Raw genomic sequence first — 15,294 nt, 5'->3', positions numbered from 1 at the left:
CCTTTTGCCGTCGCGGCCTTGCGCTGTGGCCCGGCCTTCCCATATGGAGGCAATATCCCTGTCCCGAAGAGGAAAGTTCCGTTCATGCTTCATGGTCGTATCGCTGTTTTCATGCTCGCTCTGTGGGCCGTTCTGTCAGGAAGCGGGGCCACGCTAGCCCAGAGTGACCGGGACGGCGATGGTGGCCGGCGCCTGCCTCAATCCAACGCGGAAATCCAGCTTTCCTACGGGCCGCTGGTGAAAAAGGCGGCGCCCGCGGTTGTCAATATCTATACCCGCAAGGTGGTGAAGCAGCAGCGCTCGGCCCTGTTCAATGATCCGCTCTTTCGCCGCTTTTTCGGCGACCGGTTCAACCTGCCGCCGGAAGATCAGGTGCGCGGCTCGCTGGGCTCCGGGGTGATCGTACGCGACAGCGGGGTCATCATCACCAACCATCATGTGGTGGACGGCGCGGATGAAATCCGCGTGCTGCTGGCCGACCGGCGGGAGTTTGATGCCGAGGTGGTGCTGGCGGATGACCGCACGGACCTGGCGGTTCTGCGCATCGATACGGGCGATGAAAAGCTGCCCACGCTGAGCTTCGCCAATTCGGACGCGGTGCAGGTGGGCGATCTGGTGCTGGCCATCGGCAACCCCTTTGGCATCGGACAGACGGTGACCAGCGGCATTGTTTCCGCCAGCGCCCGGACCCAGAAGGGAATCAGCGATTTCGGCTTCTTCATTCAGACCGATGCGGCGATCAATCCGGGCAATTCCGGGGGCGCGCTGGTGGACATGCGGGGCCGCCTGCTGGGGGTGAATACGGCCATTTTCTCCAAGACCGGCACGTCCAGCGGCATCGGCTTCGCCATTCCCGCCAACATGGTGCGCTCCGTTCTGCGGGCGGCGCTTTCCGATGGCACGCTGGAGCGCCCCTGGCTCGGCGTGGCCGGGCAGACGGTGACCAATCAGATCGCAGGCTCGCTCGGTCTGGACCGGGCGGGCGGCGTACTGGTGGACAGAATCTATCCCGGCTCCCCCGCCGCAAAAGCGGGCATTAAGGTGGGGGACGTGATCCTGGCCGTGGCGGGCAAGGAGATCGTCGATGAGGAAAGTATGCGGTTCCGTGTCGCCACCCACCAGTCGGGGGAGGAGATCACGCTCGGCGTATTCAGTGAGGGAGCGCTGAAGGAACTGTCCGTACCGCTGGCCACGGCGCCGGAAGATCCGTCCCGAAACGAGACCAAGCTCAGCGGCAAACATCCTTTCAACGGAGTCGCCGTGGCCAATCTTTCGCCTGCCACCAATGAGGAACTGCACATCGACCCCTTCCTCAGGGGCGTGATTATCACGGCCATGGCGCGGCGCTCCCCGGCGGCGAAATACGGCTTTTTCAGGCCGGGGGATATCATACTGGCCTTCAACGGGGAGGCGATCGAGCGGGTGTCCAACCTGGAAAAGGTGCTGGCGCAGGATGCCGACCGGTACAGCTATCGGCTGCGCCGGGGGAATCAGGAACTGGAATGCCTGATCGTGCCGGACAAGAGCTTCCGCTGTCGGCGGGCGCGTTGAGGCGCCCATGAACGATCTGTTCACCAGCGACAGCCCAAAGGGCGGGACCGATGCCACCGGGGGCGGATCGCGCCCCTTGGCGGATCGCCTGCGGCCCGATCGGCTGGAAGACGTGGTGGGGCAGGACCACATCGTCGGGCCGGATGGGCCGCTGGGGCGCATGGTGCGGGAAGGCCGTATCGCCTCGCTGCTGCTGTGGGGGCCGCCGGGCACCGGCAAGACCACCATCGCCCGCCTTCTGGCCGACGCGGGTGACCATGCCTTTCAGCAGATATCGGCGATCTTTTCCGGCGTTCAGGATCTGAAGAAAGCCTTTGAGGCCGCCCGCCTGCGCCGTCAGCAGGGCCGTGGCACGCTGCTTTTCGTGGACGAAATCCACCGTTTCAACCGGGCCCAGCAGGATGGCTTTCTGCCCTATGTGGAAGACGGCACGGTCACGCTGGTGGGCGCCACCACGGAAAACCCGTCTTTCGAGATCAATGGCGCGCTGTTGTCCCGGATGCAGGTGCTGGTGCTGCACGCGCTTGACCCCAAGGCGCTGGAACAGCTTCTTGGCCGGGCGGAAGCGGCGCTGGGTCGGCCCCTGCCGCTGACCGATGATGGCCGTGCCGCGCTGGTCGCCATGGCGGACGGGGACGGGCGCTATCTGCTGTCGGCGGTGGAAACCCTGATGAGCACTCACCGGGACAGCGACGGCGCGCTGGACGGTGCGGCCCTTGGCGCCCTGCTGCAACGCCGCGCGCCCGCCTATGACAAGGACCGGGAAGGCCATTTCAACCTGATCTCCGCCTTTCACAAGTCCCTGCGCGCGTCTGATGTGGATGCGGCGCTTTACTGGGCGGCGCGAATGCTGGAAGGCGGCGAGGATCCGCATTATCTGATCCGCCGTCTGGTGCGCTTCGCCAGCGAGGATGTGGGCCTTGCGGACCCGGAAGCCGTGCATCAGGCACTGGCCGCGCGCCAGGCTTATGACTTTCTGGGCAGCCCGGAAGGCGATCTGGCTATCATGCAGGCGGTCGCCTATCTGGCGGTGGCGCCCAAATCCAACGCCGTTTACAAGGCGGAAAAGGCCGCCCGCGCCGCCGCCCGCAAGACCGGCAGCCTGATGCCCCCCGCCCATATCCTGAATGCTCCCACCAGGCTGATGGGGGATCTGGGCTATGGCAAGGGTTATGCCTATGACCATGACCATGAGGGCGGCGTATCGGGGCAGAACTGTTTCCCCGACGGCATGACGCGGGAAAGTTATTACAATCCCGTCTCGCGCGGGTTCGAGCGGGACGTGCAGAAGCGACTCGCCTTTTTCGAGCGCGTGCGGGCATCGCGCCGGGATGACGGGGATGACTAAAGGGGCGCCTGGCCGCTTCGACCATTTCATTGGCATAGACTGGTCCGGCGCGCGCGGGCGGCGGCATCCGGGGCTCAGCGTGGCCCGGTGCGGGCCGGATGGGGCAGCGCCCGCGCTGGTGGGGCCGCCCGATGGGGGTGCGCACTGGTCCCGCAAGCAGGTGATGGCCTGGCTGGGCGATTTGGCGGCGAACCCGCGAGGGTCGCGCACATTGGTGGGAATCGACAGCGCCTTTGCCTTTCCGGCACGGGGGCGCGGTTTCGGGCCGGGGCTTGAGGATGTATGTGATCCGCGTGCGCTCTGGGCCCATGTGGATGCCTGCGGCCCGGATGGGGCGGACCTGTATGGCGGCGGCTTTGTGGCCCGCCACCGGGACCTGTTTTTCATGGCCGACGGCCCCGGTGCGCGGTTCCAGCGGCGCCTGCGCGTGGCCGAGCACGTCTGCAACGGGTTGGGTCGTGGCCGCTGCGAAAGCGTATTTCACCTGGTGGGGCCAAGCCAGGTGGGGCTGTCGGCCCTGTCCACCATGCGGATGCTGAACCGGCTGGCGGCGGGGCAGGGCATCGCCGTATGGCCCTTTGATCCGCCGGACCAGGCGCCACTGGTGCTGGCCGAGGTGTTCGCCAGTTATTTCGTCGCCGCGGGCGGCGGGCGTGGCAAGGTGCGCGGGCGCGGCGGGCTCGCTGCCGTGTTGGCCGCGCTGGGCAGCGCCCCCCATGCGGCGGCGGGCGATTTGACCGATCATGACGTGGATGCCCTTGCCATCGCCGCCGGCTTGCGCCATGCAGTGAGCGACCCGGCCCTGTGGCGGGCGCCGGCCACCGTGCCGGAAGCATCGCGGGAGGGCTGGGTGTTCGGCGTGTCCAGCAATGAGGAGCAGCCATCATGACCCCTTCCATCGGATTCATACTGGCGATCGCGCTGGGCGGTGCGCTGGGCGCGGTGTCGCGGCATTATGTGGGGGCGCTGGTGATGTCGGGGCTGGGTACCAGCTTTCCCGCCGGTACGCTGGCGGTGAATGTGGCGGGCAGCTTCCTGATCGGTCTTCTGGTGACAACGCTGGTGTGGAAAATGCAGGTGGCGCCGGAAATGCGGGCTTTTCTGGTGGTGGGCTTTCTGGGCTCCTTCACCACGTTTTCAACGTTTTCACTGGAATTGCTGCTGCTGCTTGAGCGCGGTGAGACCGGTCAGATGATCGCTTATGGCATGGGCTCCCTGCTGCTGGGTGGCGGGGCGGCCTTTGCGGGCATGGCATTGGGACGGGGACTGATATGAGTGCGCCGAAAATACTGACCGTGACACCGCAGGACGCGGGCCAGCGGCTGGATCGCTGGGTCCGTAAGCAGGTGCCGGAGCTGGGCTTCGGCCAGGTGCAGAAGCTGATGCGCAAGGGGGCGATCCGGCTGGATGGCAGCCGCGTCAAGGGCGCGGAACGGCTGGCGGCGGGCAGCGAGGTGCGCATTCCCGCGCTGGACCCGCCCACAACCCGACCGATGAAAAAGCCCGCCCGGCCCACGCTCGGCCCGGATCAGATCGAGGAGGTGCGCGGCTGGGTGCTGTTCAGGAATGACGACCTGATCGCGCTGAACAAGCCGCCGGGCCTGCCCACGCAGGGCGGTACCGGGGTCCGGCGGCATCTGGATGGCCTGCTGGATGCGCTGCGCTTTGACGCGCCGGAGCGGCCCCGGCTGGTACACCGCCTGGACAAGGATACCAGCGGTGTGATCCTGGTGGCCCGATCGGCGGCGGCGGCGCGCTGGCTGACCACGGCGTTCCGCGCCAAAACGGCGGACAAGCGCTATCTGGCGGTGGTCGTGGGGGCGCCCCGGCAGCCGGGCGGGCGGCTGGAAAGCCGTATCGGCAAGCAGGGCGGGGCGGGCCATGAAAAAATGGCCATGACAGCCGACGGCAAGCCCGCCGTGACCGATTATGAGATGCTGGACAAGGCGGCGGACAAGGCGGCCCTGCTGGCGTTGAAGCCGCTGACGGGGCGGACACACCAATTACGCCTGCACTGTGCCGAACTGGGCCACCCCATTGTGGGGGACGGCAAATATGGCGGCAAGGATGCTTTCCTGTCGGGCACGCTGTCCCGGAAGCTGCACCTGCACAGCCGCTTTATCGAACTGGAAACGCCGGCGGGCGCGCGGCTGCATCTGGAAGCCCCCCTGCCGGACCATATGGCCGAAACCGTGGCCATGCTGGGGCTGGAAGCGGACGGCCCCGATCCTTTCACGCAGGAAGACGCGGTTGAAAAGGGGCGCAGATGAGCGACGCGAACCCGGTGGTGATCTTCGATTGCGACGGCACCCTGCTGGATAGCGCCGCCGGTATCGTGCGGGCCATGCTGCGGGCCTTCGAGGCGCTGGGCCATCCCGCCCCGCCGGACGGCGCCGTGCGCGGCATTATCGGCCTGAGCGTGCGGGAGGCGGTGGCCACCCTGGCGCCGACGCTGGACGCGCCCGCCCTTGATCGCATGGTGGCCGCTTATCGCGACGCCTATCTGGCCGGGCTGGCGGAAGCGGAAGGCGAAGACGCGCTCTATCCCGGCACGCTGGACGCGCTGGATGCGTTGGAGGCGGCGGGCCATGTTCTGGCGGTGGCCACCGGCAAGTCGCGGCGCGGGCTGGACCGGGTGATCGCCGCCCACGGGCTGGAAGGCCGCTTCGTTTCGTTGCAGACGGCGGACCACCACCCCTCCAAGCCGCACCCGGCCATGGCGCGTCAGGCCATGCTGGAGGCGGGCGGCGCCCCGCACAGCACGGTGCTGGTGGGCGACACCGGCTATGACATGGCCATGGCGCGTGGCGCCGGGTGCTTTGCCCTGGGCGTGGGCTGGGGCTATCATGACAGGGGCCGGCTGATGGCGGCGGGCGCGCAGGCGCTGGCCACGGATCGCCCGGAAATCGTTACCCATGTGACCCAATTGCTGTGTCGCGGAAAGGAAACCAGCCAGGCATGACGGACAAGGAACCCAAGACAGCGGGCGCGGGCCGGGCCGACCGCCACATGGCGGCGGAGGCGCGGCGCCCGCGCCCGGCCTTTCTGGTGCTGGCCCTGTTTGCCAGCGCGGGGGCCGTGGCCACCTATCTGTTCGAAAATGCGCTCACCGATGGCGGGCGGGCGCTCAGCACCTTTCTGGTGCTGCTGGTGGCCTTTATCGTGCTGGCCCTGTTTTTCACCCTGTGTTACCGGGTGCCCCGGCTGGGCAACCGTCTGCTGGGATATGGCGCCTGGCTGGATCAGCCGAAGGACCCCCGCGCGGCGGGCTTCACCTATGGCGGTGGCTTTGGCAGCGAAACCGGGCTGGAAACCAAGCATCTGAGCACCCGGCGCAAGACCGCGCGCGCCGAGCGCCGCCGCATGGCGGAGACCCAGCGCGCCCTTGATGCCCACGGGACGCCAGCGGGCGGGCGACAGCCGGGCGGCAATGACGATACCGACGACGACACAAAAGGGGCATGAGGGCAGCATGACCGTACAATCCGCGAAACGATTTTACACCCAGGTGGCGGTGGCGACGGAAGCGGACGGCTTTCGCGTTGAACTGGACGGGCGGCCCGTGAAAACGCCGGGGCGATCGCCGCTGCGCCTGCCCAGTCGCCCTTTGGCCGAATCGGTGGCGGAGGAGTGGGACCGGCAGGCGGAGACCCTGGTACCTGAAACCATGCCGCTGACCCGGCTGAGCAATACGGCGCTGGATCGCATCAGCCCGCGCCGGGACGAGGCCGCCCGCCTGCTGGCCGATTATGCCGCCGCCGATCTGATCTGTTACCGGGCCGAGGTGCCGGACAGCCTGGTGGCGGCGCAGGCCCGTGCCTGGGATGAGCCGCTGTCCCATGCCGCCAGGGGGTTCGGCATTCGGCTGAAGCCCACCAGCGGCATCATGCCCGTGGATCAACCCGCCGATAGTCTGGAAGCCGCCGCCGCGCTGGCCGAGCGCTGGCAGCCTTTCGCGGTCACGGCGCTGGTGGAGGCGGCGGGGGCGATGAAATCGCTGTTGCTGGCGCTGTATCATCTGGAAGGGCCGGCGGACCTTGAAACCGTCTGGGCCGCGGCCACGGTGGATGAACGCCATCAGGAATCGCTGTGGGGCGTGGATGCCGAGGCCGAGGCCGCCCGCGCGGCGCTGAAGGCCGATCTGGCCGCCGCCGGGCGCCTGTATGCGTTGCTGAGGCAGGCCGACGCGAGCGCGTGAGGGGCGGCCCGATTGCACTGGAAAGGCGCCTTCCGGGTCGTTATGACTGGAAGCGTGCCGAACACGTCACGAGGGGGAGGACAAGGCCGTGAAGCATATCCTGGAGGAACTGGCGGAAAAGCGGGAACAGGCGGCGCTCGGCGGGGGGCAGGACAAGATCGACGCCCAGCACGCCAAGGGCAAGCTGACCGCCCGCGAGCGTATCGACCTGCTGGTGGACGAGGGCAGCTTCGAGGAATACGACACCTTCGTGGAGCATCGCTGCACAGACTTCGGGATGCAGGACAAGCGCGCCATGGGGGACGGGGTGGTCACTGGGTCCGGCACGGTCAATGGCCGCCTGATCTATGTGTTCAGCCAGGATTTCACCGTGCTGGGCGGCTCGCTGTCCGAAACCCATGCGGAAAAGATCCTGAAGGTGATGGACATGGCCATGAAGGCGGGCGCGCCCGTGATCGGCCTGAACGACAGCGGCGGCGCGCGCATTCAGGAAGGCGTGGCGGCGCTGGCCGGCTATGCGGAGGTGTTTCAGCAGAACATCATGGCGTCCGGCGTGATCCCGCAGATTTCCATGATCATGGGGCCGTGTGCCGGGGGCGCCGTTTACAGCCCCGCCATGACCGATTTCATCTTCATGGTGCAGGACACCAGCTATATGTTCGTCACCGGGCCGGACGTGGTGAAAACCGTGACGAACGAAGTGGTCACGCAGGAGGAACTGGGCGGGGCATCCACCCATACTACCCGATCCGGCGTGGCGGACAAGGCGTTTGACAATGACGTGGAGGCGCTGGCGCAACTTCGGCGTTTTATCGATTTCCTGCCGCTCAACAATCGGGACGGGGTGCCCGAACGGCCCCATTTCGACAAGGAAAACCGGGCGGCCCCGGCGCTGGACAAGATCATTCCCGGCAATGCCAACAAGCCTTATGACATGAAGGAAGTGATCCACAAGGTGGTGGACGAGGGCGACTTCTTCGAGCTGATGCCGGAGCACGCCAGGAACATCATCATCGGCTTTGGCCGGATGGACGGGCGCACGGTGGGCTTCGTGGCCAATCAGCCCATGGTGCTGGCGGGCTGCCTGGACATTGACAGTTCCAAGAAGGCGGCGCGTTTCGTGCGCTTCTGCGATGCCTTTGACATCCCCATCGTCACCTTTGTGGACGTGCCCGGCTTCCTGCCCGGCACGGCGCAGGAATATGGGGGCATCATCAAGAATGGCGCCAAGCTGCTGTTCGCCTATGGCGAGGCCACCGTGCCCAAGATCACCGTGATCACGCGCAAGGCTTATGGCGGCGCCTATGACGTGATGGCGTCCAAGCATCTTCGCGGCGACCTGAACTATGCCTGGCCCACGGCGGAAATCGCCGTGATGGGGGCCAAGGGCGCGGTGGAAATCCTGTATCGCAAGGACAAGAACGACCCGGACAAGATCGCCGGTCACACCAAAATGTACGAGGATCTGTTCACTAATCCGTTCGTTGCCGCCCGGCGCGGCTATCTGGACGAGGTGATCATGCCTCAATCCACCCGTCAGCGTATCATTCGGGGCCTGCGCAAGCTGAAGAACAAGCAGTTGAGCAATCCCTGGAAGAAGCACGACAATATCCCGCTGTAAGGAGCGTCGCCATGGCCGGACCATTGCCACGGGACCTGGCCCATCAGACCAGCCCCGAATCCCTGCGCGGACAGAGCGCGATCGCCGCGGTGGTGCTGAGCATGGCGTTTGCGGGGCTGTTGATGGGCGGGGCGTTCGGGGCGGTGCCCGGCCTGTCCCCGGCCTTCTGGTTACTGCCGGGACTGATTCTGGCGATTGCGCTGCCGGTTCAGAAAAGGCGGGTGATGGCGAAGGCGGCGTGGGGCGATGCCCCGGCCCGGTACCGTGCCATGGCCATGGGCGCGTTGGCATTGGCGCTGCTGGCGCAGGGCGCGCGGCAAGGTTGGCCGGCGGTGGCGCCATTGATGGTTCAGATATGGATTGTGGCGGCGGTGATGACGGCGGCGCGTTATGGCCTTTACCGGCGTTTGAAGGGTGCCCGCATCAGCGCGGCGGGCCATTGACCAGAGCCGGATGAGACGCATTTTCCAAGGGGGGAAAGGGAGCGGATGTTCAAGAAAATCCTGATTGCCAACCGGGGCGAGATCGCCTGCCGGATCATTCGATCAGCCAGGGCACTGGGCGTGAAGACGGTTGCCGTCTATTCCGAAGCGGACGAGGACGCCATCCACAAGGAGTTGGCGGACGAGGCGGTGCTGATCGGCCCGCCCGCGGCTTCGGCCAGCTATCTGAAAGGGGATGTGATCATCCAGGCGGCGAAGGACACCGGGGCGGAGGCCATTCATCCCGGCTATGGCTTTCTGTCGGAAAAGGTGGATTTCGTCCGCGCGGTGGAGGCGGCGGGGCTGACCTTCATCGGCCCCAATCCCCGCGCCATCGAGGATATGGGCGACAAGATCACCTCCAAGCGGATCGCGGCGGAAGCGGGGGTCAATACCGTGCCCGGCCATATGGGCATTATCGAGGATGTGGAAGAAGCGGTGAAGATCGCGGGTGAGATCGGTTTTCCGGTCATGCTCAAGGCGTCCGCCGGGGGCGGTGGCAAGGGTATGCGCATCGCCTGGGACGAGGACGAGTGCCGCGAGGGCTTCAGCGCCGCCCGGTCGGAGGCCATGTCCAGCTTCGCCGACGATCGTGTGTTCATCGAGAAATTCGTCGAGCAGCCGCGCCATATCGAGATTCAGGTGCTGGGCGACGCGCATGGCACCGTCGTGCATCTGGGGGAACGGGAATGTTCCATCCAGCGCCGCCACCAGAAAGTGGTGGAAGAAGCGCCCAGCCCCTTTCTGGATGAGGAAACCCGCGCCGCCATGGGGGCGCAGGCGGTGGCGCTGGCCAGGGCGGTGGACTATAACAGCGCCGGAACGGTGGAGTTCATCGTCGACAAGGACAAGAATTTCTACTTCCTGGAAATGAACACCCGCCTTCAGGTGGAGCACCCGGTGACCGAGGAAGTGACCGGCATCGATCTGGTGGAAGCCATGTTGAGAGTGGCGAGCGGTGAAAAGCTGGGCCTGACCCAGGATGACATCCGCCTGACCGGCTGGTCGGTGGAAACCCGCGTCTATGCGGAAGACCCGTTCCGGGGGTTCCTGCCCTCCATCGGGCGGCTCACCCATTACAGCGCCCCGCAGGCGAGCGAGCATGTGCGCATCGATACCGGCGTGGAAGAGGGCGACGAGATCAGCATGTTCTATGATCCCATGATCGCCAAGCTGGTCACGCGCGGCCAGTCCCGCGATGAAGCCATTGCGGCCCAGTTGAAGGCGCTCAACAGCTATTATATCCGGGGCATCGGCCATAATGTGCCTTTTCTGGCGGCCCTGATGCGTCACCCCCGCTTTCAGGGCGGGGCGCTGACCACCAATTTCATCCCGGAAGAATATCCCGACGGGTTCGAGGGCGCGCCCATCGATGACGGCATCAAGACGGCCATGATCGCGGGCGCCATATTCGCCCATGCGGTGGCCTGTTCCCGCGGGAGCCAGATTTCAGGCCGGATCGAGACCGTAGCCCCGCCGCAGGAACGCAACTGGGTGGCGTTGATGGATGGCGAGCGTCAGAATTGCAGCATCGTGCCCTTGTCCGACACGGTGGAAATCTGCATTGGAACGGCGCGGGTATCGGTCAGCACGGACTGGGCGCCCGGCGTGCCGGTGATGGCTCTGTCGGTCAATGGCGCGGATCATGTGCTGGCCATAGAGCCCACGCAGACCGGCTATCTGATGAGCGGTTACGGGGCCGAGCGCGAGGTGCGCGTGATGACCGCCCGCGCCGCCGGGCTGGATCGACTGATGCCGGAAAAGGTCGCCCCCGACACGTCGAAAATGCTGCTTTGCCCCATGCCCGGCCTGGTGGTATCGCTGAATGTGTCCGAAGGTGATCCGGTCAAGGCGGGGCAGCCGCTGGCCGTGATCGAGGCCATGAAGATGGAGAACATCCTGCGGGCGGAGCGGGACGCCACTGTCAGCGCCATCCATGTGGAGCCGGGTGACAGCCTGTCCGTGGATGCGGTGATCATGGAATTCGAGTGACCGACAGGCCGGGTCGCTTTTGGCCGGGCTTGATGTTCAGAGCAGTAATCGGAAAGGAGGTCACATCATGCTGGGGACCGATACCGCGCTGAAGGTCCGTGTCAGCGGGCGCGTGCAGGGCGTGTCCTTTCGGGACTGGACCCGGCGGGAAGCCGACCGGCTGGGTGTGAACGGCTGGGTACGCAACCGGGAAGATGGCACCGTGGAGGCGCTTCTGGTGGGCCGCCAGGACCGGGTGGAGGATATGCTGAGGGCGCTGCGCTCCGGCCCGCCGGGCGCCAGAGTGACCCGCGTGACCACCGAGCCCGCCAGAGGCGTCACCCCCGACCGCTTCGAAATCAAACCCACCGTGTGATTGTCCGCGCGCCGTTTTGAACGGGCCGGGTCAGGCCCGGAACACCGGATGGCTGGCCAGAACCGGGTCGCCCTTGGGGTGGGTGCCTGCTTCCGGCATGGGCGGAATGGCGCGGGCATCCAGCCCGAACCGGCGGTCGAAGGCGGCTTTCAGGGCCACGTCCACGTCGTTCATGGTGACCGGCAGGCCCAGATCCACCAGCGATGTGACCCCGTGATCGGCGATGCCGCAGGGCACGATGCCGGTGAAATGGCTCAGGTCCGGGTCCACATTAATGGCGATACCGTGAAAGGTGATCCAGTGGCGCACCCGCACGCCGATGGCGGCCACCTTGTCTTCCCGGCCATTGCCCCGGTCCACCCAGACGCCGACGCGGCCTTCCCGCCGTTCGCCGGTCACACCGAAGCTGGCCAATGTGTCGATGATCACCTGTTCCAGATGAAAGACGAAGCGGCGCACATCCTTGCCGCGACGGCGCAGGTCCAGCATGAAATAGGCCACCCGCTGACCGGGGCCGTGATAGGTGTACTGGCCGCCGCGCCCGGCATCATAGACGGGGAATCGATCCGGGTCTTTCAGGTCTTCCTGCCGGGCGGATGTGCCCGCCGTGTAGAGCGGCGGATGTTCCAGCAGCCAGACCTGTTCCCCGGCGCTCTGGTCCCGCATGGAGGCCACCCGCTGTTCCATGTGGTCGAGCGCCTGCGGATAGGCCACGAGGTCGTCGCTGACGGTCCAGTCCAACGGTTCCGGCATGGCGTTTGGTCCCCCGAAGTCGGCTGCAAGGATTGCCTTTGCATGTAACGCCGGCACGCGCCCCTCACAAGCCTTTTCCATGCGCCCTGGCGCCGCGCGGTGCTTGAGGCGGGCGCCATAATCGGCTAGAGACAGGGGAGGCGGGCATGTATCTGGCCCGAAAGCGGGAGAGCGGCCTTGGATGCGATCGGGCGCGTATCGGTTGAAATCACGGTGGTTCTGGGCGTGGCCCAGATGCCGGTTCGGCAATTGCTGAAAATGGGCCGGGGCGCCGTGATCGATCTGGATGCCAAACATGAGGACGAGTGCTGGATCTATGCCAATGGCGAATTGGTGGCTCGCGGTGAAATCATGATCGTGGGGGAAAAGATCGGCGTCTCCATCACCCGCATGATGAGCAAGTGGCAGGTGTGACCCGCCCCCGCTTTCCGGCGGGATTTTTTAGACTTGTTTCCCCATTCGGCTTTTGGTACGACCCTGCCCACGCCGCGGCCGTGGCGGAATTGGTAGACGCGCAGCGTTGAGGTCGCTGTGGGATAATATCCCGTGGAAGTTCGAGTCTTCTCGGCCGCACCATGAAACCCGCCGGGGACAGCTCCGGCGGGTTTCTTTTTTGCCCTGTGTGGCCCCGTAATCCGCACGCTGTCGGTGGACAGCACCCCCCTTGCGCCTTATTGGTTAAGGCAACGCGCGCATTGTCATTCAGGGAGGGGATCATGGTCGATTTGGACGAAGCGGAAAAATCGTCCGGCACCGGCACGGAACCGCCTTCCGGTGATGACGGCGACAACAAGACATCCACCGACATTCACCTGTCGCGGGATTTCATCAATGCCCTGACCGATGCGGTGGAAGACGGCGACCCCGCCATTGTGCGCGGTCTTGTGGCCCCCCTTCATGCGGCGGATATGGCCGATGTGCTGGAGGTGCTGTCCTCCCGCGATCGGCTGGAACTGATCCGGCTGATCGGCGACGAGCTGGACGCCAGCGTCCTCTATGAGGTGGAGGGCGAGGCGCAGGACGAGCTTTACGAACACATCCCCAACGCCCAGATCGCCGATGCCATGACCGAACTGGAAACGGACCAGGCGGTCTATGTGCTGGAGGAAATGGGCGAGGCGGATCGCAACGAGATCCTGCGATCCATCGCCGCCGATGACCGGCTGGCGATCGAGGACAGTCTGTCCCACCCGGAGGACAGCGCCGGTCGCCTGATGCAGCGCAACCTGATCGCGCTGCCGGAATTCTGGACCGTGGGCCAGACCATCGATTTTCTGCGCAACGAGACCGACACGCTGCCGGACACCTTCTATGACATCTTCATTGTCGATCCGGCCCACCATCCCAGGGGAACCGTGCCCCTGTCCCGAATCATGCGCACCCGGCGGGAAGAAACCCTGGGCACCCTGATGGATGAAGACCCGCACGTTCTGCAAGTCAGCGCGGACCAGGAGGAAGTGGCCTATCAGTTCGCCAAATATCACCTGATCTCCGCCGCCGTGGTGGATGAAGCCGGGCGGCTCGTTGGTGTGGTCACGGTGGATGACGTGGTGGACGTGATCGGCGAGGAAGCCCGCGAGGATATTCTGGGGCTTGCGGGTGCCGGGGCGGAGGCCACCGATGGCGGCGTGCTGGAAGTGACCCGCAGCCGCTTCACCTGGCTGGTGGTGAACATGGCTACGGCGGTGGCGGCGTCCATGGTGATCGGTGCGTTCGAGGCATCCATTCAGCAGATGGTCGCGCTGGCTGTGCTGATGCCCATTGTGGCATCCATGGGCGGCAATGCCGGCACCCAGACCATGGCGCTGACGGTGCGGGCTATCGCCACCAAGGATCTGTCGGCGGCCAATGCCATGCGTGTCTTCAACCGGGAGCTTGTCATTTCCCTGCTCAACGGCGTGTCGCTGGCCATATTGGCGGGTGTGCTGGCCCATATCTGGTTCGGCAATCCATTGCTGAGCTGGGTGTTTGCCGCGGCCATGGTGGTGAATGTGATCGTGGCCGGGCTGTCCGGGCTGCTGGTGCCGGTGTCCCTGCACAAGCTGGGCATGGACCCGGCGCTCGCCTCCACGGTTTTCGTGACCACCATCACCGATGTGGTGGGGTTTTTCGCCTTTCTGGGGCTGGCGGCGCTGGTCCTGTTCTAAGGGGGTGTCATGGCGCGTGGACCGGTGCTGCTGCTGGATGACGAGGATATCATTCTGCGCATCAATGCGGCGGCGGTAAGCCAGTTCGGCTTTCAGTCGGTGACGGCCAATTCCGTGGCGGACGCGCTGGACCTGATGCGGGAGGTGACGCCATCCCTGATCATCAGCGATGTGCAGATGCCGGGCGAGGGCGGGTTCGACCTGGTTCATGCCATGGAGGACGCGGGCACCAAGTCCATGCCGGTGATCTATCTTACCGCCTATGACGATCTGGATATCCTGCGCGGCGGGTTGCGCGCGGGCGGCGACGATTTCGTCATCAAGGGCACCGGGGTGGACTGGCTGCGGGAGCGGATCGCCTTCTGGGCCGTCAGCGGTTTTCGCGGCCTGCCGGGGGATTTGCGCCGCCGCGCGCTGCGGGCGGCCAATGCGGCGCGCGGGGACCGCTTTGAAGGGGTGCGATCCGTGCTGGCGCTGAACTCCGCTTTGGTGCGGCAAATCACCGAAAAGCTTTCAAAAGAGCTTGCCGCCCTGCCGCCGGATTATGGCAATCGCCTGATGGAACGGGTCCATGTGGTGGCGCGGGCCTCTCACTGTCTGGTGGAAAGCGCGCAGGGCGTGGGCGACCATATGACCTTCCCGCTGCATTTGCAGCAGATCATCCATCGCCTGAACCGACCCTGGCGGGACACCGTCTGGCCGATTTTCGACCGCTTCGACCGCTGGGGCGCCGATGCCCGGTTTGCCGCCGCCGGAGCGCAGCCGCTTTCAACGCTGACGATGGGTGCGGAACGCCCGGAAGGCTGATCAGAAGGCTGGCCTGAAGGCAGCCCCGGCGACTGAACCG

The 15,294-nt window shown here is 65.6% G+C and carries 16 protein-coding genes and 1 tRNA gene; 16 read left to right on the top strand and 1 reads right to left on the bottom strand.

Features of this window, described 5'->3' with window-relative positions; genetic code table 11:
* The first annotated feature begins 84 nt into the window (after positions 1-84).
* From WGH93_RS11380 to WGH93_RS11325, 12 genes are all read left to right on the top strand, one after another.
* Positions 85-1,551, top strand: coding sequence for a DegQ family serine endoprotease (locus tag WGH93_RS11380; RefSeq protein ID WP_374765009.1), 1,467 nt, complete (start codon positions 85-87; stop codon positions 1,549-1,551).
* Between the two features lie 7 nt (positions 1,552-1,558).
* On the top strand, positions 1,559-2,899 hold the full coding sequence (locus WGH93_RS11375) for a replication-associated recombination protein A (protein ID WP_374765008.1): 1,341 nt from the start codon (positions 1,559-1,561) through the stop codon (positions 2,897-2,899).
* Positions 2,892-3,788, top strand: coding sequence for a hypothetical protein (locus WGH93_RS11370; RefSeq protein WP_374765007.1), 897 nt, complete (start codon positions 2,892-2,894; stop codon positions 3,786-3,788). The genes WGH93_RS11375 and WGH93_RS11370 overlap by 8 nt, the downstream gene beginning before the upstream one ends.
* Positions 3,785-4,174: a fluoride efflux transporter CrcB gene (gene crcB, locus WGH93_RS11365; protein ID WP_374765006.1), complete on the top strand. Its 390-nt coding sequence runs from the start codon at positions 3,785-3,787 to the stop codon at positions 4,172-4,174. Before WGH93_RS11370 ends, crcB begins: the two co-directional genes overlap by 4 nt.
* On the top strand, positions 4,171-5,169 hold the full coding sequence (locus tag WGH93_RS11360; protein WP_374765005.1) for an RluA family pseudouridine synthase: 999 nt from the start codon (positions 4,171-4,173) through the stop codon (positions 5,167-5,169). The genes crcB and WGH93_RS11360 overlap by 4 nt, the downstream gene beginning before the upstream one ends.
* Positions 5,166-5,861, top strand: coding sequence for an HAD-IA family hydrolase (locus WGH93_RS11355; RefSeq protein ID WP_374765004.1), 696 nt, complete (start codon positions 5,166-5,168; stop codon positions 5,859-5,861). The genes WGH93_RS11360 and WGH93_RS11355 overlap by 4 nt, the downstream gene beginning before the upstream one ends.
* Positions 5,858-6,364, top strand: coding sequence for a hypothetical protein (locus tag WGH93_RS11350; protein ID WP_374765003.1), 507 nt, complete (start codon positions 5,858-5,860; stop codon positions 6,362-6,364). Before WGH93_RS11355 ends, WGH93_RS11350 begins: the two co-directional genes overlap by 4 nt.
* 7 nt (positions 6,365-6,371) lie before the next feature.
* Positions 6,372-7,097 (top strand): ATP12 family chaperone protein, encoded by a 726-nt coding sequence (locus WGH93_RS11345; protein WP_374765002.1) that lies wholly within the window; start codon positions 6,372-6,374, stop codon positions 7,095-7,097.
* A gap of 88 nt (positions 7,098-7,185) precedes the next feature.
* The gene (locus tag WGH93_RS11340) at positions 7,186-8,718 is read left to right on the top strand and encodes an acyl-CoA carboxylase subunit beta (protein ID WP_374765001.1); all 1,533 of its coding nucleotides are present in this window, start codon (positions 7,186-7,188) and stop codon (positions 8,716-8,718) included.
* Positions 8,719-8,729: 11 nt separating this feature from the next.
* Positions 8,730-9,161, top strand: a complete 432-nt coding sequence (locus tag WGH93_RS11335) for a hypothetical protein (protein WP_374765000.1) — start codon at positions 8,730-8,732, stop codon at positions 9,159-9,161.
* 45 nt (positions 9,162-9,206) lie between these two features.
* Positions 9,207-11,192: an acetyl-CoA carboxylase biotin carboxylase subunit gene (locus WGH93_RS11330; RefSeq protein WP_374764999.1), complete on the top strand. Its 1,986-nt coding sequence runs from the start codon at positions 9,207-9,209 to the stop codon at positions 11,190-11,192.
* A gap of 67 nt (positions 11,193-11,259) precedes the next feature.
* Positions 11,260-11,547 (top strand): acylphosphatase, encoded by a 288-nt coding sequence (locus WGH93_RS11325; protein ID WP_374764998.1) that lies wholly within the window; start codon positions 11,260-11,262, stop codon positions 11,545-11,547.
* 30 nt (positions 11,548-11,577) lie between these two features.
* Here WGH93_RS11325 and lipB read toward each other — a convergent pair whose 3' ends face one another.
* Positions 11,578-12,288 carry a lipoyl(octanoyl) transferase LipB gene (lipB, locus tag WGH93_RS11320; protein WP_374765042.1) on the bottom strand — a complete coding sequence of 237 codons (711 nt, stop codon included), beginning with the start codon at positions 12,286-12,288 and terminating at the stop codon, positions 11,578-11,580.
* Positions 12,289-12,477: 189 nt separating this feature from the next.
* Here lipB and WGH93_RS11315 point away from each other — a divergent pair, with 189 nt between their 5' ends.
* The 4 genes from WGH93_RS11315 (at position 12,478) to WGH93_RS11300 (ending at position 15,254) form a co-directional block, all read left to right on the top strand.
* Positions 12,478-12,714 (top strand): FliM/FliN family flagellar motor switch protein, encoded by a 237-nt coding sequence (locus WGH93_RS11315; protein ID WP_374764997.1) that lies wholly within the window; start codon positions 12,478-12,480, stop codon positions 12,712-12,714.
* Between the two features lie 74 nt (positions 12,715-12,788).
* Positions 12,789-12,876: transfer RNA gene (locus WGH93_RS11310), tRNA-Leu, on the top strand.
* 140 nt (positions 12,877-13,016) lie between these two features.
* Positions 13,017-14,447, top strand: coding sequence for a magnesium transporter (mgtE, locus tag WGH93_RS11305; protein ID WP_374764996.1), 1,431 nt, complete (start codon positions 13,017-13,019; stop codon positions 14,445-14,447).
* Between the two features lie 9 nt (positions 14,448-14,456).
* The gene (locus tag WGH93_RS11300) at positions 14,457-15,254 is read left to right on the top strand and encodes a response regulator (RefSeq protein ID WP_374764995.1); all 798 of its coding nucleotides are present in this window, start codon (positions 14,457-14,459) and stop codon (positions 15,252-15,254) included.
* Positions 15,255-15,294: the final 40 nt, after the last annotated feature.

The sequence above is a fragment of the Yunchengibacter salinarum genome (genome assembly GCF_037658235.1).
In the GTDB taxonomy this organism is placed as follows: domain Bacteria; phylum Pseudomonadota; class Alphaproteobacteria; order Sphingomonadales; family Kordiimonadaceae; genus Yunchengibacter; species Yunchengibacter salinarum.
This window is presented reverse-complemented; position numbering and strand designations above follow the sequence as displayed.

Coding starts and splice junctions, on each gene's coding strand:
- WGH93_RS11380 (WP_374765009.1), top strand. CDS start 85: ATGCTTCATGGTCGTATCGCTGTTTTCATGCTCGCTCTGTGGGCCGTT.
- WGH93_RS11375 (WP_374765008.1), top strand. CDS start 1,559: ATGAACGATCTGTTCACCAGCGACAGCCCAAAGGGCGGGACCGATGCC.
- WGH93_RS11370 (WP_374765007.1), top strand. CDS start 2,892: ATGACTAAAGGGGCGCCTGGCCGCTTCGACCATTTCATTGGCATAGAC.
- crcB (WP_374765006.1), top strand. CDS start 3,785: ATGACCCCTTCCATCGGATTCATACTGGCGATCGCGCTGGGCGGTGCG.
- WGH93_RS11360 (WP_374765005.1), top strand. CDS start 4,171: ATGAGTGCGCCGAAAATACTGACCGTGACACCGCAGGACGCGGGCCAG.
- WGH93_RS11355 (WP_374765004.1), top strand. CDS start 5,166: ATGAGCGACGCGAACCCGGTGGTGATCTTCGATTGCGACGGCACCCTG.
- WGH93_RS11350 (WP_374765003.1), top strand. CDS start 5,858: ATGACGGACAAGGAACCCAAGACAGCGGGCGCGGGCCGGGCCGACCGC.
- WGH93_RS11345 (WP_374765002.1), top strand. CDS start 6,372: ATGACCGTACAATCCGCGAAACGATTTTACACCCAGGTGGCGGTGGCG.
- WGH93_RS11335 (WP_374765000.1), top strand. CDS start 8,730: ATGGCCGGACCATTGCCACGGGACCTGGCCCATCAGACCAGCCCCGAA.
- WGH93_RS11330 (WP_374764999.1), top strand. CDS start 9,207: ATGTTCAAGAAAATCCTGATTGCCAACCGGGGCGAGATCGCCTGCCGG.
- WGH93_RS11325 (WP_374764998.1), top strand. CDS start 11,260: ATGCTGGGGACCGATACCGCGCTGAAGGTCCGTGTCAGCGGGCGCGTG.
- mgtE (WP_374764996.1), top strand. CDS start 13,017: ATGGTCGATTTGGACGAAGCGGAAAAATCGTCCGGCACCGGCACGGAA.
- WGH93_RS11300 (WP_374764995.1), top strand. CDS start 14,457: ATGGCGCGTGGACCGGTGCTGCTGCTGGATGACGAGGATATCATTCTG.